Source organism: Clostridium weizhouense (assembly GCF_019431045.1).
In the GTDB taxonomy this organism is placed as follows: Bacteria; Bacillota; Clostridia; order Clostridiales; family Clostridiaceae; genus Clostridium; species Clostridium weizhouense.
In genome coordinates this window covers 57767-83491 of sequence record NZ_JAHXPT010000005.1, presented here as the reverse complement: position 1 = coordinate 83491, position 25725 = coordinate 57767, and the positions used below count along the sequence as shown (strand labels likewise).

20 protein-coding genes are annotated in these 25725 nt (G+C 24.8%); 16 read left to right on the top strand and 4 right to left on the bottom strand.

Going from position 1 to position 25725, the window contains the following annotated elements; all coding sequences use genetic code 11:
* Positions 1-183: 183 nt before the first annotated feature.
* The gene (locus KYD98_RS08175; RefSeq protein ID WP_219779125.1) at positions 184-2163 is read left to right on the top strand and encodes a fructose-1,6-bisphosphatase; all 1980 of its coding nucleotides are present in this window, start codon (positions 184-186) and stop codon (positions 2161-2163) included.
* A 130-nt stretch (positions 2164-2293) separates the two neighbouring features.
* Here KYD98_RS08175 and KYD98_RS08170 read toward each other — a convergent pair whose 3' ends face one another.
* Together KYD98_RS08170 and KYD98_RS08165 are read right to left on the bottom strand one after the other, a co-directional pair.
* Entirely contained in the window at positions 2294-3802 is a 1509-nt protein-coding gene (locus KYD98_RS08170; protein WP_219779124.1) for a sensor histidine kinase, read from the bottom strand.
* Positions 3803-4474, bottom strand: coding sequence for a response regulator transcription factor (locus KYD98_RS08165; RefSeq protein WP_219779123.1), 672 nt, complete (start codon positions 4472-4474; stop codon positions 3803-3805).
* A 186-nt stretch (positions 4475-4660) separates the two neighbouring features.
* Between KYD98_RS08165 and KYD98_RS08160 the strand changes: the two genes are divergently transcribed.
* The 3 genes from KYD98_RS08160 to KYD98_RS08150 are packed head-to-tail and all read left to right on the top strand — an operon-like array spanning position 4661 to position 7664.
* Positions 4661-5902 (top strand): M16 family metallopeptidase, encoded by a 1242-nt coding sequence (locus tag KYD98_RS08160; protein WP_219779122.1) that lies wholly within the window; start codon positions 4661-4663, stop codon positions 5900-5902.
* 46 nt (positions 5903-5948) lie between these two features.
* Positions 5949-6587, top strand: a complete 639-nt coding sequence (gene recX / locus KYD98_RS08155) for a recombination regulator RecX (RefSeq protein ID WP_219779121.1) — start codon at positions 5949-5951, stop codon at positions 6585-6587.
* A 12-nt stretch (positions 6588-6599) separates the two neighbouring features.
* The gene (locus KYD98_RS08150; protein WP_219779120.1) at positions 6600-7664 is read left to right on the top strand and encodes a transglutaminase-like domain-containing protein; all 1065 of its coding nucleotides are present in this window, start codon (positions 6600-6602) and stop codon (positions 7662-7664) included.
* Between the two features lie 275 nt (positions 7665-7939).
* Here KYD98_RS08150 and KYD98_RS08145 read toward each other — a convergent pair whose 3' ends face one another.
* The gene (locus tag KYD98_RS08145) at positions 7940-8293 is read right to left on the bottom strand and encodes a tetratricopeptide repeat protein (RefSeq protein ID WP_219779119.1); all 354 of its coding nucleotides are present in this window, start codon (positions 8291-8293) and stop codon (positions 7940-7942) included.
* Between the two features lie 177 nt (positions 8294-8470).
* Here KYD98_RS08145 and KYD98_RS08140 point away from each other — a divergent pair, with 177 nt between their 5' ends.
* The 4 genes from KYD98_RS08140 (at position 8471) to KYD98_RS08125 (ending at position 14116) form a co-directional block, all read left to right on the top strand.
* Complete coding sequence (locus tag KYD98_RS08140) at positions 8471-12766, top strand: 2-hydroxyacyl-CoA dehydratase (protein WP_219779118.1); 4296 nt, start codon at positions 8471-8473, stop codon at positions 12764-12766.
* 197 nt (positions 12767-12963) lie between these two features.
* Positions 12964-13383 carry a UDP-N-acetylglucosamine pyrophosphorylase gene (locus KYD98_RS08135; RefSeq protein ID WP_219779117.1) on the top strand — a complete coding sequence of 140 codons (420 nt, stop codon included), beginning with the start codon at positions 12964-12966 and terminating at the stop codon, positions 13381-13383.
* 93 nt (positions 13384-13476) lie between these two features.
* Positions 13477-13623: a hypothetical protein gene (locus KYD98_RS08130; RefSeq protein ID WP_219779116.1), complete on the top strand. Its 147-nt coding sequence runs from the start codon at positions 13477-13479 to the stop codon at positions 13621-13623.
* A gap of 349 nt (positions 13624-13972) precedes the next feature.
* Complete coding sequence (locus KYD98_RS08125) at positions 13973-14116, top strand: CPC_1213 family protein (protein ID WP_219779293.1); 144 nt, start codon at positions 13973-13975, stop codon at positions 14114-14116.
* Positions 14117-14200: 84 nt separating this feature from the next.
* Here the strand turns inward: KYD98_RS08125 and KYD98_RS08120 are convergent, their stop codons facing one another.
* Entirely contained in the window at positions 14201-14662 is a 462-nt protein-coding gene (locus tag KYD98_RS08120) for a helix-turn-helix domain-containing protein (RefSeq protein WP_219779115.1), read from the bottom strand.
* A 169-nt stretch (positions 14663-14831) separates the two neighbouring features.
* Here KYD98_RS08120 and KYD98_RS08115 point away from each other — a divergent pair, with 169 nt between their 5' ends.
* From KYD98_RS08115 to KYD98_RS08080, 8 genes are all read left to right on the top strand, one after another.
* Positions 14832-16193, top strand: a complete 1362-nt coding sequence (locus KYD98_RS08115) for an MATE family efflux transporter (RefSeq protein WP_219779114.1) — start codon at positions 14832-14834, stop codon at positions 16191-16193.
* Between the two features lie 291 nt (positions 16194-16484).
* Positions 16485-17096 (top strand): hypothetical protein, encoded by a 612-nt coding sequence (locus tag KYD98_RS08110; protein WP_219779113.1) that lies wholly within the window; start codon positions 16485-16487, stop codon positions 17094-17096.
* A 249-nt stretch (positions 17097-17345) separates the two neighbouring features.
* On the top strand, positions 17346-17933 hold the full coding sequence (locus tag KYD98_RS08105) for a hypothetical protein (RefSeq protein WP_219779112.1): 588 nt from the start codon (positions 17346-17348) through the stop codon (positions 17931-17933).
* 181 nt (positions 17934-18114) lie between these two features.
* On the top strand, positions 18115-19170 hold the full coding sequence (locus KYD98_RS08100; RefSeq protein WP_219779111.1) for a galactose ABC transporter substrate-binding protein: 1056 nt from the start codon (positions 18115-18117) through the stop codon (positions 19168-19170).
* A 333-nt stretch (positions 19171-19503) separates the two neighbouring features.
* Positions 19504-20187, top strand: a complete 684-nt coding sequence (locus tag KYD98_RS08095; RefSeq protein ID WP_219779110.1) for an early set domain-containing protein — start codon at positions 19504-19506, stop codon at positions 20185-20187.
* Between the two features lie 48 nt (positions 20188-20235).
* Positions 20236-21300: a hypothetical protein gene (locus KYD98_RS08090; RefSeq protein ID WP_219779109.1), complete on the top strand. Its 1065-nt coding sequence runs from the start codon at positions 20236-20238 to the stop codon at positions 21298-21300.
* 432 nt (positions 21301-21732) lie between these two features.
* On the top strand, positions 21733-24966 hold the full coding sequence (locus KYD98_RS08085; protein WP_219779108.1) for a ligand-binding sensor domain-containing protein: 3234 nt from the start codon (positions 21733-21735) through the stop codon (positions 24964-24966).
* Positions 24967-25026: 60 nt separating this feature from the next.
* Entirely contained in the window at positions 25027-25707 is a 681-nt protein-coding gene (locus KYD98_RS08080; protein WP_219779107.1) for a pseudouridine synthase, read from the top strand.
* Positions 25708-25725 lie beyond the last annotated feature (18 nt).

Genomic DNA, 25725 nt, shown 5'->3' with positions numbered 1-25725 from the left:
CCTCCTTCAAATTACTCTACATTATATATATTCGAATGAAATTAGTAAAACTTTACAAAATAAATATTTATATTAATGGACAAAATTTACATTAAATGATTTAATATTTGGTAAGGGGTTTTTTAGTTTTATTTATATAATGGTCAAAATCAAAACGTATTATATGAATTATGGGAGGGTAAAATGAATAAAAATGAAAAGGATGATATCAAGGAATTAAAGTATTTTAAATTATTGGCAAAACAATATCCTACTATAGCAGCAGCATCAACAGAAATTATAAATTTAGAAGCTATATTAAATTTGCCTAAAGGTACAGAACACTTTTTAAGCGATATTCATGGAGAATATGAACATTTTATTCATGTATTAAGAAATGCATCAGGTGTTGTAAAAAGAAAAATAGAAGATGTATTTGGAAATTCTTTATTAGAAAGTGATAAGAAAAGTTTAGCTACTTTAATATATTATCCAGAACAAAAATTAGATATAGTACTAAAAGATGAAAATGACATTAATGATTGGTATAAAATAACTTTAAATAGGCTTATAGAAATATGTAGATATTCTTCATCTAAATACACGAGATCTAAAGTAAGAAAAGCATTACCAGTTGATTTTGCTTATATTATAGAAGAGTTACTGCATGAACAATTTAATGGTATAGATAAACAAGAATATTATGATAGAATAATAACTACAATTATTGATATAGGAAGAGCTAAAGAGTTTATTATTGCTTTATCGAAACTTATTCAAAGGTTGGTTATAGATAGACTTCATATAATAGGAGATATATATGATAGAGGACCAAGACCAGATATAATATTAGATACACTTATAGACTATCATTCAGTTGATATTCAGTGGGGTAATCATGATATACTTTGGATGGGAGCAGCGGCAGGAGTAAAACCATGCATAGCAAATGTTGTAAGAATATCTACAAGATATGCAAATTTAGATTTAATAGAAGAAATATATGGAATAAATTTATTACCATTAGCAACATTTGCTTTAAAATATTATAAAGATGATCCTTGTAAAGGTTTTATGCCTAAAGTAAAAGAAGAAAATTCAGCTTTAAATCAAGAAATAGAACTAGTTTCCAAAATGCATAAGGCAATTACTGTGTTGCAGTTTAAACTAGAAAAAGAAATTATAGATAGAAGACCGGAATTTGAATTAGAAAATAGATTATTATTAGATAAAATAGATTATAAAAAAGGGACTATAAAATTAAAAGAAAAAGAATATAAATTAAATGATACTAATTTTCCAACAATAAATCCTAATGATCCTTATGAACTTACAACAGATGAATCTATTCTTATAGATAAATTGGTATTTTCTTTTACCAATAGTGAAAAATTACAAAAACATATTAGATTCCTTTTTTCAAAAGGAAGTATGTTTTTAAAATGTAATTCTAATCTTTTGTTTCATGGATGCATTCCATTAGATGATAATTTAAACTTTAAGAGTATGAAAATACATGGCAAAGAATATAAAGGTAAAAAATTGATGGAAAAGTTTGATTCTTTATCAAGAGAAGGTTATTTTGAAAAAGTTGATAATCAAGGCAAACTTTATGGGATGGATATTATGTGGTACTTATGGACAGGCACTGTATCACCGCTATTTGGTAAAGAACAGATGAGAACTTTTGAAAGATATTTTATTGATGATAAAGAATCTCATATAGAAAAAAAGACATCATATTATAATCATAGAGATAGTGAAAAAATGTGCAACATAGTATTGGAGGAATTTGGATTAAATACTAAAGAATCAATAATAATAAATGGACATGTACCTGTTAAGAAGAAAGAGGGTGAGAGTCCGATAAAAGCTAATGGAAAATTAATAGTAATAGATGGAGGATTCTCTAAATCTTATCAAAAACAAACAGGAATAGCAGGATATACACTTATATATAATTCATATGGATTACAAATAGTATCTCATGAACACTTTTCTTCTACAGAGGAATCCATAATGCAAGAAAAAGATATTTTATCAACGATAATGGTAGTAGAGCAAAAATTAAAAAGGAAAACTGTAGGGGATACTGATATAGGTATGGAATTAAAGAATCAGATTAAAGATTTGAAGGCATTATTAACAATTTATAGAAAAGGTTTAATAAAAGAAATGAGATAAATTAATATTTATAATAAAATGAGGATATCTAAAACAACTTTTTTAAGTATTTTAGATATCCTTTCTATTGGGATAAGTATATAATAGAAAGGATATCTCTAAAATTATTTTTAAATAAATAAGTATTTTATTAATCATATTCATCTTGAGATATTATTTTATTTAAGTAAAAATAAAATTCTACACCATTTGGAATATTTCTAAAACTAAATTCACTATTATGAAGTTGTAATATATTTTTTACTATTGATAATCCAAGCCCCGTACTATTCTCACATCTTTGTCTAGATTTATCAATTCTATAAAATTTATCAAATAGTTTATCAATCTCCTCTTCAGGTATATTAATTCCCATATTTTGAATTGATATTTTAAATTTATCATCCTCTTCATTTATACTTATATTTATAGAATTTCCATCAGGAGTGTATTTAATTGCATTAGTAATAAGGTTAGTTAATACTTGTTCCATTTGGAAAGTATCAGCATAAACATAACTATAGTCATTTGAAAAAGAAAAATTTATAGTGAGATTATTTTCTTCAATATTTAAACTATGTTTTTTTAGGATTTTATTTATTAATCTATTAATATTAAAAGCTTCTGGAGCAGGTTTTACAGTACCTGATTCAAGTTTTGAAAGCTCTAACATATTTGTAACTAAAGTTCCCATTTTTTGAGATTCTCCTATTATAGTTTCTAAATAGTTTAAAGCATCATCTCCAGTAACTATACCATCTTTAATTCCCTCAGCATATCCTTTAATTATTCCAATAGGAGTTTTTAGTTCATGACTAACATCAGCTATGAAGTCTTTTCTCATATTTTCTAATTTTCTCTCTTTTTCAATATCTTCTTCTAACTTTTGATTTTTCTGTTGCAAATCTAATAATGCTGATTGAAGATTTTTTGATAAGAAATTTAATGTTCTGGCTAAGTTACCAATTTCATCTTCGCTATTAATATCACATGAAACATTAAAATTCATATTAGACATTTTATTAGCAACTGAATTTAATGTTATTAATGGTTTAGAAATTAAATTAGAATAAATTGAAGATAATATAATTGCAATAATAGTTAAACCTAAGAATAAATATATATAAAATTCATCAATAACTTTTGATGCTTCTTCAATTGGCTGAATAGAAGAAACGGATATTATGATACTATCATTATGAGATTTTAAGGACATAGGTGCAATTATTCCTATTTTTTGAGTGCTATTATTTTGATTATAAAAATTAGTAACTTTAATTTTTGAAGAATTAATGACGTCTAAAATTAAAGATTTATTATTGATTAATTCAGTACAAAAACCCGTTAATATATTAATATCCTCTTCATTTTCGAATTTACTAGGTAAATACATTAGTTCTCCATTTAAAGAGAATATCGCTATTTTAGAGTTATTATCATTTTCAAATTTTCCAAGTGCTTGATATAAAGTATAGTCATTATTATTTTGATAAGAATATAGTGTTTGAAATTTACTAATTTCTTTAACTAAAAATGAAGTTTTTCTATAAAAATAAAATTTTTGAAACAAAAATGATTGAGTAAAGTAAATTAATAACATTAAACCTGACATAAGACCAAGTGTTATTATAAATAATCTTTTTGATAAACTTTTTTTCATTTATTTTACCTCGAATTTATACCCGCTACCACGTACAGTAACTATATAAGATGCTTTATCTAATAATTTTTCTCTTAATCTTTTGATATTTGTATCTACAGTACGAATATCTCCATAATAATCAATACCCCATACATTATCTAATATATTGTCACGACTTAGAGCTATCCCTTGATTATTAATTAAATAGATTAAAAGCTCATATTCCTTTGGAGATAAAGTGATATCTATATCATTAATTTTAACTTCATGAGAAAGTTGATTAATACTAAGATCATTAAAATTTTGTATACTAGAATCTAAGTTTTGTCGTGTTCTTTTAAGTAAAACTTTAACTTTAGCTATTAAGACTTTAGGACTGAATGGTTTAGTTACATAATCATCGGCACCATAATCATATCCTTCAAGTTTATTTTCTTCTTCTCCTTTAGCGGTAAGTAAAATAACAGGAATGCTAGAAACTTCTCTAAGCTTTCTAAGCATAGTTAAACCATCCATTTTTGGCATCATTATATCTAAAATTATTAAGTCGATTTTTTCTTTACTAAAGGTTATTAATCCTTCTTCACCATTAGAGGCTTCAAATACATTAAATTCATCTTTTACAAGATAGTCTCTAAGTAAAAATCTAATTTTAAGTTCGTCTTCTACAATTAAAATAGACTTTTTCATAATATTCATCTCCCTTTTAAAGTTAAATAGCAATACTTTTCTCTATATTTTAGCATTACTTTAAGAATATATCTACATATAAGAATCTATATATATTAATGAAGTTAAAATAATGTGTTATAATTTTATTTTAGGAAGCTTAAAGAATCATATAAAATATGATATAAAAATATTAGGAGAGAATAAATGATAAAATTGAATTTTAATGCCAAGAGACACAAGTTAAGTAATGGGTTAGAGGTAATAACTATAAATAAAGATACACAAATAGCCTCAATAAATATAGGAATTAAAGTTGGAGCTTTATATGAATCTTTAGAACAAAAAGGAATAAGTCATTTTGTTGAACATTGTTTATTTAAAGGAACTAATAATAGAGATGATGAAAAGCTTAATGAGGATTTGGAGGCTTTAGGAGGAGAATATAATGCATATACTGATTATGATGCAACTGTGTACACGATAAGTTGTTTAATAGAAGAATTAAATAATGGTATTTCTATATTAAGTGATATGGTTATAAATTCTAAATTTGAAGAAAGCGAACTTGAAAAAGAACGTGGCGTTATACTTGCTGAAATAAGAACAGGTAAAGACGATTTAGAAGATTATAGTTTTAAAAATGTAAATAATATTGCATTTACCAAAAGTGCGCTTAAGTATGATGTTACAGGTATTGAAGAAAATATAAAGAAGTTTACTCAAAATCAAATAATTAATTATTATAAAGAACATTATACTCCAAAAAATTCTCTTATTACTATGGTTTCATCATTAAGTCATGAAGATGCAATAGAATTAATAAATAAAAATTTTGAATTATGGAGTGGTGATAAGCCTAAAGTATTAAATTGCATAAAAGAGAAAAATAAAAATGTAACAAAAGTTACTTATAAAAAGGATATAGAACAAAGTACAATAGTATATTTATTTACATTTAATGAATTAGAAAAAGATGATGAATTACCTCTTAGAATATTAAATCATAGATTAGGAGAAAGTGCCAACTCATTACTTTTTAGAGAAGTTAGAGAAAATAGAGGTTTAGCTTATGATATATATACTCATCTAGAAATAACAAACAATATAAAAACTTTGTATATATACACTTCTGTAGGAGAAGAAAATGTAGAAGAGGCTAAAATGGCAATTGATGAAACATTGAATAATGTAATTAATGGCAAGATTGAAATAGGTGATAGAGATTTAGAAATCATGAAAAAGGTGCATAAAACAGCTGTTATATCAACTTTAGAAGATTCTTCAGAATTATGTAATTATATATTACATCAAGCTCTTGAAGATGAAGATATATTTGAATTTGTAAAGGATATGGAAAGATTAAATAATGTTGATAAAGGTAAAATTAATGAAGTTGCCAAAAAAGTATTGTTGAACCCAACAATCCACATATTGAAATCAAATTAACTAGCAATTACAATAATAATTAAAGAAAATAGGATGGAAATTTACTATGGCAAAGATAACAAAATTGGAATTTCAAAAAAGAAACAAAGAAAGAGTAAATGTATTTTTAGATGATGAATATGCTTTTTCAATAAGTGCAGAATTAATATATAAAGAAGGAATTAAGTTAAAAGATGAAGTTGATTTTGAAAAGCTTAAAATTTTAGCTTATAAAGATCAACTTATGAAATGTAGAGAAACTGCTATAAGGATAATAGAAAAAAGTCATAAAACAGAGAAGCAAGTTAGAGAAAAATTGATTTTAAAAGGATATGAAGAGGAAGCTATCGAAAAGGCAATTGATTTTTTAAAGCAATACAATTATTTAAATGATGAGTATTATACACAACTTTTTGTTAAAGAAAAACTAAAATCTCAAGGGAGCAACAAAATTAAGTATTCTTTAATTCAAAAGGGAATATCGAAGGAAATAATAGAAGAAGAGCTAAATAATGTAAATATAGAAAATGAAAAATCTATAGCGATAAACTTAGCTCAAAGAAAAATAGTAACTATTAAAAAATCTGAAAATGATAAATATAAGATATCAAATAAATTGTATAGATTTTTACTTTCTAAAGGATATGGATATGACATCGTTAATGAAGTTGTTAAAGAAGTTATAAATGAAAAAAGTTTTAACTAAAGGAGAAGTTAAATGGATAAAATTCTTTTATACAAAATAATAATTTTTGGTATAATAGGGACATCGATACTAATTAGTATAAGAAGAGTACTAAAAAATTCTAATATTGATTATGCAATTACTCCTATACTAGATATTATATCTAGTATAGCAACATTTGTAATAATTTTAACTAAATATGATAAATTAAATAGTGTTTTATCATATTTAATTAACAATTTCTTTACAGGTAGATATTTAACTAAAGGAATAGTTAAGATATTGGGACTTATGATTGTATTTCTTATTATAAGATTTGTAATAAGGCAAATATTACAAATGATACAAACTTTTATTTTTAGTGGTGGAAAAAGGATTATAAATCAAAGTAAAACATTATTAATTATTTTTTCAATTATATTTGGAATAATTAGATCAAGCATTTTTATTTTAATAATGTTTGTTCCAATAATAATGTTTAATTCTATTCCAAACAATAATTTTAAGATAGATGTTTTTAATAATATTGAGGCATTTAATAGAATAGAAAATATTATAGATAAAAATAAAATAAAGATTATAAATAATGGATTAATTCAAGATATAGCTTCAAATAAAATTATATATTATAATGGTGTTACTTTAGATGAAGGTGTGAAATCCAATAATAATATCGATGAGAAAGCAAAAAAATTAACAACTTCAAGTAGTACTGATAGAGAAAAAGCAAAAAAATTATATTCTTGGATTGGATCTAATATAACATATGATTATGATAAAGCAAATAAAGTATTGAATTCACAAGATGTAAAAAATAGTGGAGCCATATCTGCATATCAAGAAAAGAGAGGTATATGTTTTGACTATGCATGTCTTTATGTAGCTATGTCAAGAGCCGTAGGACTTAATATAAGATTAATAACAGGGGAAGCTTATAATGGTGAAAGTTATGTGAGTCATGCATGGAATGAAGTATATTTAAAGGATGAAAATAAATGGATTAAAGTAGATCCAACATTTTATAATGCGGGTAATTATTTTGATTCAAATAATTTTGATGAGATACATAAAAAAACTAATATTGCTGGTGAATGGTAAAGACTATAACCAGTAGCAATATTAGTCACATTTAAAAAGATGATAGAACAATATGTTTGTTTATTTTGTATCATACTGCGTTAGTAGGTTTAGCTAATAAAATGTATTATGATTTTTTAAATTACATGAAACAGAATATACAATGCCAATATGATCTATTATTTTATTATGTGTGCCTTAATAAAAAAGTTTAAAATAAATAAGAGGTATATAATTAAAATATCTCTTATAAGTTGTTATGGATAATTATTTAAATTATATTGATATTTAAATAATTAAATTTTACTAAGTTTAGGTAAAAGAAGGTTAATAGCCTTCTCACAATCAGTATCAGTGTCATTAAGGCACCAAGCGATATTAAAAAATTGGAGAGCTTTATTTAAATCTTCTTTCATAGTATAGCAATAGCCTAAATTAAAGAAGTATTTACTTTCATATTGAATTGCTATGGCGTTTTTTAGCATAATTATTGCTTTATTAAAATCTTTTAATTTAATAAAACAAACTCCAGCATTATAATATGAACAAGCTTCATTTTGCTTTTGAATAGCAGACTTTTTATAACAATCTATAGCTTTAATATAATCTTTAGAATTGTATAATTTATTTCCTTCATTAAAGTAGTTCATTTTAACCTCCAAAAATGTATATAGTATTAAAAAATTACAATAAAAACATTAAATTATATTTTAAGTATAGACAGGTATAATAATGTATATACATATATTTAACTGGTTAAAGGAAATTTTATATATACATATAAAGCTTATAGAAAATTTGTATGAAATTAGAGTAGGTGAATTTTAATGAATAACTATAACATAGGGCTAGATATAGGATCAACAACAGTAAAGTTGGTAATTCTTAATTCTGAAAATATAAATGTATATAGTAAATATACAAGACACTTTTCAGATATTAAAAGCACAATCGTAGAATTAATTGAAGAAAGTTATGAAAAATTAGGGGATATTAATTGTACATTAAGCGTGACAGGATCAGGTGGATTGTCAGTTTCAAAATGGTTGAATGTAGAATTTGTACAAGAAGTAATTGCTTGTTCTAAGACTGTAGAAACAATTATTCCTAAAACTGATGTTGTAATAGAATTAGGAGGAGAAGATGCTAAGATAACATATTTTAGAGGTGGATTAGAGCAAAGAATGAATGGTAGCTGTGCAGGGGGGACAGGTGCTTTTATTGATCAAATGGCAGTTTTACTTAATACAGATGCTATGGGATTAAATGAATATGCAAAGGAATTTAAAGTATTATATCCAATTGCATCTAGATGTGGAGTTTTTGCAAAAACAGATATACAACCACTTATAAATGAAGGAGCAAATAAAGAAGACATTGCAGCATCAATATTTCAAGCAGTAGTTAATCAGACTATAGGCGGTCTTGCATGTGGTAAACCAATTAAAGGAAATGTAGCATTTTTAGGAGGACCATTATGTTTTTTATCAGAGCTTAGAAAAAGATTTATAGAAACATTAAATTTAACAGAAGAACAGATTATTTTCCCTAATAATTCTCATTTATTTGTTGCACAAGGAGCAGCACTTTTATCTAAAAATACTAAATCTATTACTCTTAAAGAAATAGTTAGCAAAGTAAAAAAAATATCTGAAATACAGGATAATGATTGTGAAAGATTGGAACCATTATTTAAAAGTGAATTAGATTATTTGGAATTTAAAGAACGACATGATAAAGAAAAAGTAAAAAGAGGTAGTCTTAGTTTATATAAAGGTGATGCATTTTTAGGAATAGATGCTGGTTCAACAACAACCAAAGTGGTTCTAATAAATAAATCGGGAGAGCTTTTATATTCTTTATATGAAGGAAATGAAGGAAATCCATTAAAAAAAGTTGTTGAAATGTTAAAAAAATTATATTCTAAGATACCTAAAGAAGTTAGAATCGTAAATTCTGCTGTAACAGGATATGGAGAAGCATTAATTAAATCAGCTCTTCACATAGACATTGGAGAGATAGAGACGATTGCACATTATAAAGCAGCGGAATATTTTCTACCAGGAGTTGACTTTATATTAGATATTGGTGGACAAGATATGAAATGCTTAAAAATAAAAAATGGAACAGTAGATAGTATTTTATTAAATGAAGCATGTTCATCAGGGTGTGGTTCATTTATAGAAACATTTGCAAAATCTTTAAATATGAAAGTAGAAGATTTTGCTAAAGAAGCTATATATTCAAAAGCACCAGTTGATTTAGGTTCTAGATGTACAGTATTTATGAATTCTAGAGTTAAACAATCCCAAAAAGAAGGGGCAGAAGTTTCAGATATATCGGCAGGGTTATCATACTCAGTAATAAAAAATGCTTTATTTAAAGTTATAAAGGTAAGAGATGAAAAAGAAATGGGAAATAAAATTATAGTACAGGGTGGAACTTTTTATAATGAAGCAGTACTTAGAAGTTTTGAAATAATCTCTGAAAGGGAAGCAGTTAGACCAGATATTGCAGGACTTATGGGAGCATTTGGTTGTGCATTGATTTCAAAAGAAAGATATATTGAAGGAAGTAAATCAACCATACTCAATAAAGATGAAATAGATGAATTTAATATTAAATCTTCTTTTAAAAGATGTGGAAAATGTGGAAACAATTGCTTATTAACAATCAACAGATTTTCTACAGGTGAAGAATTTATTTCAGGAAATAGGTGTGAAAAAGGTTTAGGAATAGAAAAGATCGAAAATAATATACCTAATTTATATAAATATAAATATAAAAGAACATTTAATTATATTCCACTTAAAGATAGTGAAGCTAAAAGAGGAGTTATTGGAATTCCAAGAGTGCTTAATATTTATGAAAATTATCCATTTTGGTTTACATTATTAACTGATCTTGGATTTAAGGTGAAATTATCACCTTTATCAAGTAAAAAATTATATGAAATGGGGATTGAAACTATTCCATCAGAATCAGCTTGTTATCCAGCAAAATTAGTTCATGGACATATTATGTCGCTTATACATTCAGGAGTAAAGACAATATTTTATCCATGTATATCATATGAGAAAAAGGAATTTAGTGATGTAAATAACAATTATAATTGCCCTATGGTAATTTCTTATCCAGAATTAATTAGAAATAATGTGGATGAACTGAATAGGAAAGGAATTAATTATATAGCACCATTCTTTTCATTAGATAATGAAAAAGAATTAGCAAAAAGAATTGTAGCAGAATTTAAAGAGTTTAATATTACATTAAAAGAGGCAGAACATGCTGTTTCATTAGCTGCTAAAGAAAGGCAAGCTTATAAGAAGGATATTCAAAATAAGGGAGAAGAAGTTTTAAAATATTTAAAAGAAAATAATAAATATGGTATTGTTTTATGTGGTAGACCTTATCATATAGATCCAGAAATAAATCATGGGATTCCTGATGTAATAGCGTCATATGGAATGGCTGTATTAACAGAGGATAGTATATCACATTTAGGTGTTTTAAAAGATAAACTTAGAGTTGTAGATCAATGGACTTATCATTCAAGATTATATAGGGCAGCAGAAGTTGTCTCAGAAAATGATAATCTTGAGATAATACAACTGAATTCTTTTGGTTGTGGATTAGATGCAGTTACCACTGATCAAGTAAATGAAATTATAAGTTCAAAAGGGAAAATTTATACATTACTTAAAATTGATGAAGGAAATAATTTAGGTGCTGCTAGGATAAGAATAAGATCATTAAAGGCAGCTATTGAGGAGAGAATTAGAAAAAATTACAGACCTATAAAAGAAAAAATAGAATATAAGAATCGGGTATTTACTAAAGAAATGAGAAAAAAACATACAATTTTATGTCCTCAAATGTCTCCTATTCATTTTGATTTAATACAGGAGGCAGTAAGAGCTAGTGGATATAATTTAGAGGTACTTCCATCAACAGATTCAAAAGCTATTGATGAGGGATTAAAGTATGTTAATAATGATGCGTGTTATCCATCTATAATAGTTATTGGTCAAATAATTAATGCTTTAAAATCAGGTAAATATGATTTAAATAATACATCAGTTATAATAAGTCAAACAGGTGGGGGATGTAGAGCAACTAATTATATAGGATTTTTAAAAATGGCATTAAAACATGCAGGATTTGAAAATATACCTGTAATTTCATTAAATGCAGTAGGTTTAGAAAAACAACCAGGTTTTAAGATAACATTAAAACTTATAAATAGAGCTCTTATGGCTTTAGTATATGGAGATTTATTTATGAAAACTTTATATAGGACAAGACCTTATGAGAAGATTAAAGGCTCTGCAAATTCCCTATATAAGGAGTTTAATAAAAAAGTAAAAGAAAATTTAAGAAATGGAAGTAAGAGAGAATTTAAGAAGAATATAAAAAACATTATTGAGTCATTTGATAATTTACCTTTACTTGATGTTAAAAAACCACGTGTTGGGCTTGTAGGAGAAATACTAGTTAAATTTCATCCTACAGCTAATAATGATATAGTAGGAACTTTAGAAAAAGAAGGTGCCGAGGCTGTAGTACCTGATTTATTAGATTTCTTTTTCTATTCAGCACTTGATGCTACTTTTAAACATGATTATCTTGCAGGAAGTAGAGTGGAAAAAAATTTAAATAATATTGCAATTGCTTTTATGGAAACTTATAGGAAGACTATGAAAAAATATCTACAAAGTAGCAAAAGATTTAGTCCACCTAAGCATATAGTTGAACTTGGAAAATTAGCATCACCGATATTATCGCTTGGAAATCAAACTGGAGAGGGATGGTTTTTAACAGCAGAAATGATTGAATTAATTGAAAGTGGTGCTGAAAATATAATATGTATGCAACCTTTTGCTTGTTTACCTAATCATGTAACAGGAAAAGGTATGATGAAAAAACTTAAGGAAATATATCCAGAATCTAATATAGTTGCTATAGATTATGATCCAGGTGCTTCAAATGTAAATCAATTAAATAGGATTAAACTAATGCTTTCCGTAGCATTTAAAAAACTAGAAGAAGAAACAATACAATATAAAGAATATGAAGAAACTGAAGAAGAAAATGGACTTAATAATCAAGTTAGCCTAACCTAAATAATAGAAAGACTTCCTATCAATGATTATTGTAAAAGGAAGTCTTTCTGCTGTCACATCATTATTCCTGCATTATGTGTGGAAAGAGTGCATAGCTTAAAAATTATAAACGTATTATTTTAATTTTAACAGATATATTTTTAAAAACATAACTTAAAATTTAAAATACTTAGTGAATAAAAAGGGGAATTAGAAAGATGAAATTAGAGTTAACAATATTTGAACTAGGTCAAATTCTAAAAAAATTAGAAAAAAAATATAAATTAGATTTATTAGTAAAATCTAATTTGAGTGGTGGATGGATGACGATAAAAGGACAAGCAAGCATTGAAAAAATTCCAGGATTAAGTTTAGATTGTACTAGTAGAGGAAACAATATTATAGATATAAAAGTTAAGGATCAAGTAGAACAAGGGGCTACAATAAAGCTTACAGGTGCTAAAGATAAAAAATTTATTTTAGATATTTCATCAGCAAGGTATAAAGAATTATCTAAAAATAAATGTTTATCAAATGAAATAAAAGTAAATAATAATGAATGCAAATTAAGAATAGATGAAAATATGATATTTACAATAAAAGCGAGTATTGATGAAATTAAGAATATTATTAAATAATTTTTAGGATTTGTTTTAACTAAAATTTTATAAAAGTACATCGTATAAAATGTTAATATAAGCACATCATATCAATGAGTGAGGTGAAATATCATGGATAATAATAAAAGTAGGTTAAAAGAAAGACCAAGATCTAATGCAGATCGTAGAAAAATGGATCCAAAAGGTAATTCGGATTTGGGAATTATTGATGGTAAAAAAATAGGAGCACCACCACATAAAGAAAAGGATCATTTATAAAAATTAAATAATATCTAATCTAAAAAAGAAAGTATGGTTTAAAAATTACTTAATGACATTTAACCATGCTTTTTTTATGTTTAGGTAGTTTTAAGTGAAAATTAATATTTTAAAAGATAGCTTTTTTATTTATATATGTTGTAATAAGTTAAATGAAATAAATTAAAGAACCGTATAGTCTCTTTTTTCACATTTAAATTTGTAATATATATTAAATTTAAGCAATCCTAAGGAATAAAACATAAATACTTTTTTGTATTAGTATTTATTTAAAAGCATAATTAAATATAAAGCATATTAGAAGTATAAAATAAGTACAAGTGTACACCATAATGTTGAGGTGATATTAATGAGTAATAAAAGTAACAAAATGAAAGCAGATAATAAAAGAAAAAAGAAAAATGTAAATCATAATCCTCAAGTAGAGAGCGTGAAGGCTGTCTTTGGAGAACCAAAGGCTAAATCTCATGATCCTAAAGATTTTCAAATTTAATACTATATTATAAATAAGGTAATATTGAAATTAAATGATTTCAATATTACCTTATTTGATTATTATACAAAATTCAAATATTTTTTAATTTGTATCAAAATTAAGAGTATAAGTTCCTTCTAGCCATTTATCTAATCCTTCTTTAGTAAAAAAACATCTACTTTTACCAACTTGAAAGTGAGGAATTTTAGACTCAGGATCATTAACAACCTTCCATAATTCATCAGGAGCAATTCCTAAATAAGTAGCAGCATCTTGAATTGATAAAGTATGCTGTGAAATATCTTTAGGTTCTTTGACTAAATGTGAAAAATTAGTGATCAATAAATCAGGTAAATCAGAAATATCACTAGATATCATATGAAAGCTATTATTGAAGGAATATTTTAAGTTTTGTATACTATTACTTAGAATTATTGCACTAATTAACAAAGAAAGTGAAAATATAACTATTGCAATACAGTATTTTGTATCTCTATTTAAATTATTAAATTTATTTTTATCTGAAGTATTTGGATTTTTTAGATTCTCCTTATTATTACACAAACTAAAGCCTCCTATAAAAATTTCTTATATAAACATTATACTATATATTACTGGAAAATTTTTAGGATTAGGAGTAATATAATATGATTGTGTTAAATCAATACTTAAAAATTAGTAAATCATTCTAAAAAAGAATAGTATAGTTATTAGAGGGGGAAGAGGGCTTATTATGTTCATAAGAAAAAATGTTTTAAAATTAGCTATACCAATAATAATAGAGCAAACATTTGTTATGCTTTTAGGTGTATGTAATACAATGATGGCAGGATATATAGGGGAAGAAGCTGTTTCTGCAATTGGAATGGTAGATTCAATAAATAATATGTTCATATCTTTTTTTGCGGCTTTATCTGTTGGAGCTACTGTAGTTGTTGCACAGCATATTGGAAAAGAAAATCATAAAAAAGCAAATGAAACAGCTAGACAAGCTCTGGTATCTGGATGTTGTTTGGCTGTTTTGATAAGTATTTTAATGTGGAGTTTGCGTGTTCCGATGATTAATTCTTTGTATGGTACTGCAGAAGAATTAGTAAAATTAAATGCAAAAATATATTTAGAACTTACACTTATTACATATCCTTTTATTGCAGTACAGCAAATTGCAAATGGAGTATTAAGAGGATGTGGAGATACAAAAACACCAATGTATATTACAATGTTTATGAATATTATCAACATAATTTTGGGATATATATTAATTTACGGAATAAAAGATGTTAAATTATTAGGATATGTTTTAAATACAACATCATATGGAATAGAGGGTGCTGCCATATCAATTGCAATTGCAAGATTGGTTGGAACAATCCTTATAGGATTTGTTTTATTTAGAGGAAGTAGAGTTATAAGAATAAGAAAAATTTTCCCATTTAAATTTAATTTAGAAATACAAAAGAGCATATTTAACATAGGAATACCAGCAGGTGTTGAGCAAGTACTTTTTAATGCAGGAAAATTAATAGTTCAAATATTTATAGTAACTATGGGAACAAAATCAATAGCTGCAAATGCAATAGGTTCATCAATAGCAACTATTGTTGCAGTCCCAGGAAATGCACTATGTTTAGCTGCAACAACTTTAGTAGGTCAATATGTGGGAAGAGATGATACAAAAGGTGCCAAAAATACACTTATTTATTTAACTAAATTTGGAACAGTATGTTTAGTAATAATAGGTTTAATCTTTATTCCTATTGCAGAATTGGTATCTTCTTTTTATACAGATAATAGAGAGGTAATAAAACTTTCAGCTACATTAATTAAAAGTAATAGCGTAGCTTTAATAGTATGGCCTATTTCTTTTATATTATCATCAGGGTTAAAGGGAGCTGGAGATACAAGATATACTATGTTAACAGCTTTTGTGGGAATGTGGATTTTTAGAATATTTACAGGCTATATTTTAGCAATAGTATTTGAAATTGGTGTTTTAGGAATTTGGATTGGAATGTATACGGATTGGCTGATTAGAGGAATAATGTATTGCTTTAGGCTTAAAGGTGAAAAGTGGTTTAAACATAAAGTTGTATAAGAAATTTAAATAATAATTTTAAAACATAGCCTAAAATTAAAATAAAGTATCAAATATAATAAGGAGATAATTTATTTAAATAGTGTACAATGTTTTAAGTAGAATTTTTAAGTTTATGTGTAATATGATATGATTATATATATGTTTCTAACTAGATATTGTTTATTAAAGAGATAATTTTCTATAAAAATTATATAAAAGATTATAAATGTATTAACATTATTTAGAACATATAATTAAATTAGATTTAAGCAAAACTAGTAAATAATAATATGCAGAGGATGATTTAATATGGAAGAAGTTATAATGTTAGAAGGATTAAGTGCAAAAGAAATATGGGAAAAGATATATAACAAAGAATTGAATTGTAAAAAAAATATATTGGAATATATAGAACTTACAAAAATACTTAAAAAGTCTAATGTTAATGAAAAACAATTTCAAGATACTTATAATTTTATTTATGATAGCATAGATGCTATGGCTGATAAAATAAAACCAAATACCATTATGTATTTAAAAAATCAACTTAAAGCTCAACTTGGAAAATATGTTGCAATAAAAGATCCTAAAAAAGAAAATGGATTTATAAAATTTTTTAAAGAAGCATATCCAGAAAAGAATAGAAGGAAGGACTTTACGTGGGTATTAATGGATATTAATAAAATAACAGAAGAACAAATTTGGAATACCCTAACTTATATTAATAGAGAATGTTTAAAAAATAATTGTAAATTAAGTGATGAAGAAAAATCTGATATTATTAAGATAGTAGAAAAATTAATTGCAAAAAATAACATAAAATATATAAATCAAGTTAAAAGTTTAGAGAAACTCCTTAATGTTTTGAAAATTAAAGTTATGACAGTAAATAACAGATATAGTCTTAAGTCTATGAATTAGTTAAGACTTATATCTATTTATAAATTCTAATTTTGTTAGCTATGTTGTAAAACATAGCTTTTTTCTTTAATCAATGACTATAAGAAATTTATTATATATATGCTTATAACTAAATATTGTTAATTAACCATATAATTTATAAAGAGATTTTAGAAATATTTAATTTACAATATAGGTAAAAATATCCTAAAGAAATAGACTTTAAAGACGAAAATTATATGTAAAAAATTAGATAAAAAGAGGTAGTTAATGGATATAAAGATATATGATAAAACTATAAATAATACTTTGAGTAGTTCAAAAAAAATATCTAGAAATAATGTAAATATATTCAAAAAGGAATTTAATAAAGCTTTATTAGAAGAAAATAATAAAAAAGTACCTAATATTAAAGGATTAAACAAGAATATTAATGCTCCACAAAATATATGTAAAAAGTTAAGTATTAAAAATGATGTAATTAAAAATTATGGGAAAAATAATGAACTTATAGTAAAAAATATAAAAGATATGGAAAGAATACTTGATATAAAGATAATAGGAAATGAGGATAAATATTTTAAAGAAGATAATAAAATAGATATTTTTAAAATTATAGATAACTATGGAAGTAATGTAAGTAGTAATGAGTTAGAAGATTTTCAAAGAACAGTAACAACATTATGGGAAGAAGGAATGATTACTGATGAAGATTATTTTTATGCAATAAAATGGATAGCATTAAAAGTAGAGCAGAAATCAATTAAAATAAAATTAGAAAATGTGAAGAAGAAAACAGAAGATTATATATACTATAAATATTTTAATAAACAGAAAGTCAAAAACATATTTAAATAAAAAAATCCTTATTAAATATTAAGATGATTTTTTATGAATAATTTAGCTTAATAGTTAAATACTATTAATAAACACTTGATAAATAATTTATAGTATAGTTGATATATGATAACCTATAAAAATATAATAAAGAATACTCTTTAAAGGTATTATTAAATATATTTATGGAGGATAAAATCAAATGATAAAAAAATTATTAAAACTTAATATATTTGTAATTATAATAATTTTAATATTTAATGGATGTAATTCAAATTCAATAACAACGAATTTAAATTTTGAAGTAGAAAAGCCAGTTAAAGTAGGAGTATTATTATATAAAGCTGATGATGAATATATTTCTTTAATTAGTGAAAATTTAAAAGAAATTGAAAAAGGAAATCAAGGTAAAGTTGAATTTATTTTTTTTGATGCAGAAAATAATCAAGTTAAGCAAAATCAGCAACTAAGAACAGCATTAAGCCAAGATATAGATTTATTATTAGTAAATTTAGTTGATGTGAGTGAAAACTCAACACAAACAGTTATAAATAGAATTAAAGAAAAAAATCTACCTGTAATTATATTTAATAGAGAACCAATTTCAAAAAATCCTATTAAATCATATAATAATGCTATTGTTTTATCAACAAATTCTGAAGAAGCTGGAATTTTACAAGGAGGAATTATTGTTGATTTATGGAAGGAAAATAGATTATTATTAGATACTAATAGAGATAATATACTTCAATATGTTATATTAACAGGTAATAAAGATAATATAGATGCGATTGCAAGAACTAAGTATTCTATTGAAACTATTGAAAAAGCAGGAATAAAAACGCAAGAACTTGCATTAAGGATTGCTAACTGGGATTCTAAATTAGCACAAGAGGAAGTTAGACAATTATTTTATCAATATGGAAATAGAATTGAAGCAATAATTTCTAATAATGATGCTATGGCAGAAGGTGCTATTCAAGCATTACAAGAATTTGGCTATAACAAAGGGGATAACAGAAGAACCATTACTGTTGTTGGGGTTGATGGAACGCCAGAAGCACAAAAATTAATTAAACAAGGTTATATGGCAGGTACTGTTATTCAAGATCCTAAAGCAGAAGCACAAGCACTTTATACTTTAGGAATGAATATGGTTGAAGATAAAAGTCCTATTGAAGGCACAGATTATAAGTTTGATGAAAGTGGAGTAGCAGTTCGTCTTTCATTTGAAGAATATATACAGAATCAACAATAATTTTATCTATATAAAATTTGTTAATTATATTTCTAATTATATCAGATTGATTATTGTTAAAAATAAGGTAGAGATTATTCTTTTCTACCTTATTTTTTTGCACAAATTTTAATATTGTCATTTAATCTGATATAAATTTTAGTCTAATAATTAAAAGAATTTAATAAATAAAATAACAGATTAATATTATAGTAATAAATGTTGATAATATTTTTCATTAAATGCGTATATTTATATAAAAACACCATATTTAGGTAAAGAAAATCTATTATTTATCGAGAATAAAGTAAGATTTAATATAAATCTACTAAAGAAAGTTGCAGGTGAAATGATATGAAAATTTTATTTAAATATGATCAAAAAGAAAATTTAAATATTAATACAGTATCTGTTATAGGAGATTTTAATGAATATAATCCTGATAAAGGGGTAATGGAAAAAGAAGAGGGAAGTTGGATTTTTTATTGTGACATTAAAGAAGGAGAATATAAATATAAGTTTTTAATAAATGGTGAATTAAAGTTAAATGATCCAACTGCCAATATATATTTGCCTGATGATAATGAAGAACTTTGGTCAGCTATAATAATAAATGAAAATGATCAAAGGCTTTACAATAATACCCAATATAATGTAAATATAGATAAATATAATATAACTTGTAATATAAATGAAGAAAAGGAGGTTGTAAATAAAAAAGCATTTAATATTTTATCTGATAAAAAAGTTGTAGTGAGATTTGATTTCACTCAAGTAACAGGTCTTCATTGTGTAACAGTTGCATGGTTTAATCCATTAGGGGAATTATTTCAATTTGCTGAAAATAGTTTATTTACACCCAAAAATAATAATGATCCAATAAAGTTATGGTTTTGGATGGATTTAAATGATTCAAATATGAAACAATTATGTGGAAGTTGGACTTTAAAAATGTTTGTAGATGGAGAGTTTATATTAGAAGATGAATTTAAGCTTAATCAATTAAATGCATATTCATCATTAGGAAAAATGATGTAAAGTTTATATAGTATTTATTTATATATTTTAAGAAGGGTGGTATAAGTAATGAAATGTAACATAATAAATAATGCTAATACAATTAGTAATATTAATAACAATAATAATAAGGTTTTGAAAAATAATTCGCAAGAAAAAGTAGTAGAAAATAATTTGGATTTAGAAGATAAAGTTGAAATAACTAAATTACAATTAAATAAAAATGATAATAATAAAGAAAATAAATCAACTAAGAGTTCAGTAGGAGAATCTATTTTTTCAGCAGCACATACTGTTATGTCAGGTATTAAAGCAGCAGTAAAAGTAGGAACATCTATAATTGATAATACTAGCAAAGCAATAGTTTCAGTTAGTGAAAGTGTAGCAAATACAGTTACTAAAGTTTCAAAAAGTATTATTAAAGGATCAAATTCAATTACTAATACAATACAAAAAACAGCAGAATCAGTAAAAAACAATATAACTAATACTACTGAGAAGATATCGACTACAGTAAAGCAAGTTACAACTACTGCAGGACAATTAAAAGAAGCAGCAAAAATTGTACGTGATTCAGCTACCGATTTAGTAAGTACATTATCAAAGAGTACCATATCACTAGGTGCAGATGTGGCAAGCTGTGTAGCTACAGTAGGAAAAACTGCAACAGCAATAGGATTGATAATAAATAATCCGGCATCAGGTCCTATAGGGAAAATAGTACAAGCAGGAGCTGCAATAAAATTTGGAATAGATGAAATAAAAACTCCTATAACTAGGATTCCAGAAACAGTAAAAAATGCCTATAAGAATATAAGCAAAGATTATAATACTATTGCTGATACTGTAAATAATTCAATGTCAACTATTAATGAAGTTAAGAGTAATATAATAACAGCAAGTAAGAGTGTTATTTCTAATGTTAAAACAGTAGTGAAAGATGTTAAGGAAGCTAGTTTAAGTGTTGTGAATGATTTAACTGAAATGAAAAAAGATGTAGTAACTTCAATAAAGACAGGTACTAATGAAGTAACAAGTGCTGTTAAAGAGGCTTATATAAACATTAAAACAGATATTAATGAAGCTTTTAACCAAGATGAATATAATGGTATTTATCAAACATCTATGGCATAAAAGTTAGGTAATAAATATTATTTTGTTTTTGAGTATAGCTAAGTATAAATAAGATAAAAAAAACACATCCTTATATAATAGAAATGTTATAAGGATGTGTTTATTATTATGTATTGGTTCATTATTTTAGTAGTATTTATTATAGTATGTTTATTAGGAGCATGGATATTTAGTCATTATAAAAGAAATTAAAATAAAAAAGTGTGCACTTAATTTTTAAGTGTACACTTTTTAAAATTTATGAGAAAGTATAGAATTTTTGAAGATTGAAAGGTTGATAGAATCTAAGGTAAATGAGATATTTTAAATATATATAATTACTAAGTTTAATCTCTTTAATACATTTTGGAATTATTTTAAATGAATTGTTGTATTTAAAAACGACTATGTAGTACAATAAATGAAGAAAAACTTGTCGAAAAAGGAGAAATAATGAATAAGAATTTGTTGCTAAAAAAAATAATGGTTTTAATCATATTTTTTAGTTTTTTAATAAATACTCAAAGTAGTGTTAAAGCATATAACAATATTAATTTTAAAAACATTAGTATAGATGACGGATTATCACAATCTAGTGTAGAAGATATTGTTCAAGATAGTAGGGGTTATATTTGGATAGGAACTCATGATGGATTAAATAGATATAATGGAAAAGAATTTAAAGTCTATAAATATGAAGAAAATTCAAGTAATAGTATATCGAGTAATAGTATAACTAAAATTGTAGAAGACAAAATGGGAAATTTATGGGTAGGAACAGCAAGTGGATTGAGTAAAATCAATTTAAAAGATGATAAAATAACTAATTATTATGATAAGGAGTCAAAAGGAAATTTATCTAATTATAATATTTGTGATATTTTAATTACTCATGATCAAAAAATATTAGTTGGTACAGCTTATGGACTAAATATTTATAATAAAGATGAAGATAAATTTGAAAGAATTTTATATGATGATAATAAGCAAGTTCTTACTAATCAAGTTATATATAGTTTAGATGAAGATGAGTATGGGAATATATGGATAGGTACTGAGAATGGGCTAAATAAAGTAAATATGGAAACTCAAAAGGTAGAATTCTTATATAATGTTAATAATAATGAAAAAAATTCTATAAAGAAAGTGTATTCAGATAAAAATGGTGAAGTTTGGGTAGGAACATCAGGCGCAGGGTTATTAAAGGTAGATATAAAAAGCAATAAGATAATTGAGTATAAACCTAAATGTATTAAAGAAAAAAAAGAATTTCAAGATGGAACTTTGCAAGGAGGAGTAGTTAAAGATATTTTAAGAGATAGTAGAGGAGTAATATGGGTATGTACAGATTGCGGACTATCTATGTATGATGAAGAAAAAGGGAATTTTATAACTTACATAAATAAAATTTATGATAAATTTAGTTTAGTAAATAAAACAACTTTTTCTATAATGGAAGATTCTACAGGATTGATATGGGTAGGAACAAATTCAGGAATAAGTACTTTTGATCCTAATAATGGAATAAGACATTATAAATATGATCCTTTTTTAAAAAATACATTAAGTGATAATTCTATACAAGGTATTTATGAGGATAATGATGGATTTGCTTGGATAGGTACAAGTAATAAAGGTCTAAATATCATGAATCCTAAAACAAAGAGTATAACAAGAATAAATTCTAAAAATAGTGATCTCATAAATGATAAAATTAAATTTATAACTGGAAGGAAAAATGAAATTTGGGTAGGAACAGCGAGTGGTTTAAATAAAATTAATAAAAGCACTAATGAATTTAAATCTTATTCAACTGAAAATGGATTAACTAATTCTAATATAAGAACTTTGTTTATAGATAATAAAGATTCTTTGTGGATAGGAACCACTGATGGAATTAATATATTAAATTTAAAAGATGATACTATATCTGATATTACTTATATTTTAAAAAATAATAATATAGTAGATACATATATTAGCAGTATATATCAAGATAAAGAAGGAATGTATTGGATAGGATTATATATGAATGGAGGATTAGTAAAATTAAATCCATATGATATGAGCATAAAAAATTATACCAAAATTGAAGGCAACACTGATACAATAAGTTGTAATGCTATAACGACAATAGTTGAAGATGGAAAGAATAATATTTGGGTAGGAACAAAATATGGATTAAATAAATTAGATAAGAATACAGAAAAATTTACAAGATATACAGAAAAAGATGGACTAGTTAATAATAATATTTATGGAATATTAATTGATAATAATGGTAATCCATGGACAAGTACTAATAATGGTATATCAAAATTGGATATAAGTAATAATACATTTACTAATTTAAATGTATCAAATGGACTTCAAAGCAATGAGTTTAATGGAAACAGTTCTTTTAAAAATGAAGATGGAGAATTTTTATTTGGAGGTATTAATGGATTAAATATATTTGACCCATTACAAATAACTCAAAATAAAAGTTTATCTAAAGTTTTTTTTGAAAGTTTTGAAGTAAAAGGTAAAACATATAAAAATATAAATGGATTAAAATTTAATTCAGATGAAAATATAATTAAAGTTAAATTATTTGTTCCAGATTATAAAAATAAGGATTCTATGAAGTATTTTTATAAGTTAGAGGGAATAGATACAGAGTGGAATATTGGAAAGGTTAATGAATTTACTTATAATAATATAAAACCAGGAAATTATACATTAAAAGCAAAGGTTGAAAAACCAGATGGTAGTATAAGTGAAGAAAGTCAAATTATCTTTACGATAAAACCACCATTATGGAGAAGCAAACAAGCAATTATATTATATATAATTTTATTTATACTAATAATTTATCTAAATATTAATAAAATGAAGAAACTTGATAAAATGGTTGAAAAAAAGACAAGTCAATTAAGAGATGAAATGGATAAAAGCAGTAAATTATTAAATAAGGTTATTAATTTAGAGAGAAATAAGAATAATTATTTTGTTAATCTTTCTCATGAATTGAGAACACCACTAAATGTGATTTGTTCTACTGAACAATTAATTTTTGAACTAAATAAAAATGATAGTGGTATAAATAAAGAAAAATTAGATTATTATATGGAAGTAATAAGAAGAAATTCAAACAGATTATTAAAGTTAATCAACAATATCATAGATACTAATAAGATTGAAAGTGGACGATATGAGATAAATTTCAAAGAAAATGATATAGTGTATTTAGTAGAAGAAACTGCACTGAGTTTAAAGGATTATATTGAAAATAAGGGAATAAATTTAATTATAGATCCTGAGATGGAAGAAAAAATAATAGAATGTGATAAATATGAAATAGAAAGATGTATAGTAAATTTAGTAAGTAATGCAGCAAAGTTTACACCAGAAGGAGGAAAAATAGAAGTTATATTGAAAGAATTAACAGAGGGTATTATGATAAAAATTAAAGATACAGGTATTGGTATAGATCCTAAATATCATAAAGCTATATTTGACAGATTTAATCAAATTGTAGATGTTAATTCAGAATTAAAGGGTGGAAGTGGATTAGGTTTAACAATAACTAAACAGATTATAGAACTTCATAAAGGTAAGATTTATCTTGAAAGTGAAGTTGGAAAAGGAACTGAATTTATAATAGTATTACCCAATAATATAAATAAGAATAAGGAATCTATATAATTAAATTTATCTATAATTTAATTTTGAATATACTATTTATACAAGAAGGATGGTTATTAGATGAGAATAAATAAACTTCTTAGCAATTTAGGTGTTTGTTCAAGAAGAGAAGCTAATAGATTGATTGAAGAAAATAGAGTAATTGTAAATGGTATAATTTGTATACCGGGACAATGGGTAGAGGAAGATGATAATATTCTTATTGATGATAAGCCTATTCCAGTAAAGAAAAAAGTTTATATTGTATTAAATAAACCAGTAGGAATAACTTGCACAGCAGCAAAAGATGTAGAGAATAATATTATAAGTTTTCTTAATTATCCAGAATACATTTTTCCAGTTGGAAGATTAGATAAAGCTTCTCAAGGCTTAATTTTATTAACCAATGATGGTGATTTAGCTAATAAAATTTTAGAATCAGAGAATAAGCATGAAAAAGAATATATAGTAACACTAGATAAAGATTTTGATGATAATTTTATTGATGGAATGTCAAATGGCGTTGAAATATGTGGGGTAAAAACTAGAAAATGTACTGTTACTAGAATTTCAAACGACACATTTTCTATTATATTAACTCAAGGTTTAAATAAACAAATTCGTAGAATGAGTAAGAGTTTTGGGTATACTGTACAAAGGCTAGAAAGAGTTAGAATTATGAATATAAAAATTGATGGAATAGAAATAGGAAAATGGCGTTACTTATCGCATGAAGAAATAGAAGGACTAAAAAATGGGTAAATTATAGTTATGTTTTAA

Coding starts and splice junctions, on each gene's coding strand:
- KYD98_RS08115 (WP_219779114.1), top strand. CDS start 14,832: ATGTTCATAAGAAAAAATGTTTTAAAATTAGCTATACCAATAATAATA.
- KYD98_RS08165 (WP_219779123.1), bottom strand. CDS start 4,474: ATGAAAAAGTCTATTTTAATTGTAGAAGACGAACTTAAAATTAGATTT.
- KYD98_RS08145 (WP_219779119.1), bottom strand. CDS start 8,293: ATGAACTACTTTAATGAAGGAAATAAATTATACAATTCTAAAGATTAT.
- KYD98_RS08140 (WP_219779118.1), top strand. CDS start 8,471: ATGAATAACTATAACATAGGGCTAGATATAGGATCAACAACAGTAAAG.
- KYD98_RS08160 (WP_219779122.1), top strand. CDS start 4,661: ATGATAAAATTGAATTTTAATGCCAAGAGACACAAGTTAAGTAATGGG.
- KYD98_RS08090 (WP_219779109.1), top strand. CDS start 20,236: ATGAAATGTAACATAATAAATAATGCTAATACAATTAGTAATATTAAT.
- KYD98_RS08130 (WP_219779116.1), top strand. CDS start 13,477: ATGGATAATAATAAAAGTAGGTTAAAAGAAAGACCAAGATCTAATGCA.
- KYD98_RS08105 (WP_219779112.1), top strand. CDS start 17,346: ATGGATATAAAGATATATGATAAAACTATAAATAATACTTTGAGTAGT.
- KYD98_RS08085 (WP_219779108.1), top strand. CDS start 21,733: ATGAATAAGAATTTGTTGCTAAAAAAAATAATGGTTTTAATCATATTT.
- KYD98_RS08135 (WP_219779117.1), top strand. CDS start 12,964: ATGAAATTAGAGTTAACAATATTTGAACTAGGTCAAATTCTAAAAAAA.
- KYD98_RS08150 (WP_219779120.1), top strand. CDS start 6,600: ATGGATAAAATTCTTTTATACAAAATAATAATTTTTGGTATAATAGGG.
- KYD98_RS08175 (WP_219779125.1), top strand. CDS start 184: ATGAATAAAAATGAAAAGGATGATATCAAGGAATTAAAGTATTTTAAA.
- KYD98_RS08100 (WP_219779111.1), top strand. CDS start 18,115: ATGATAAAAAAATTATTAAAACTTAATATATTTGTAATTATAATAATT.
- KYD98_RS08110 (WP_219779113.1), top strand. CDS start 16,485: ATGGAAGAAGTTATAATGTTAGAAGGATTAAGTGCAAAAGAAATATGG.
- KYD98_RS08125 (WP_219779293.1), top strand. CDS start 13,973: ATGAGTAATAAAAGTAACAAAATGAAAGCAGATAATAAAAGAAAAAAG.
- recX (WP_219779121.1), top strand. CDS start 5,949: ATGGCAAAGATAACAAAATTGGAATTTCAAAAAAGAAACAAAGAAAGA.
- KYD98_RS08170 (WP_219779124.1), bottom strand. CDS start 3,802: ATGAAAAAAAGTTTATCAAAAAGATTATTTATAATAACACTTGGTCTT.
- KYD98_RS08080 (WP_219779107.1), top strand. CDS start 25,027: ATGAGAATAAATAAACTTCTTAGCAATTTAGGTGTTTGTTCAAGAAGA.
- KYD98_RS08095 (WP_219779110.1), top strand. CDS start 19,504: ATGAAAATTTTATTTAAATATGATCAAAAAGAAAATTTAAATATTAAT.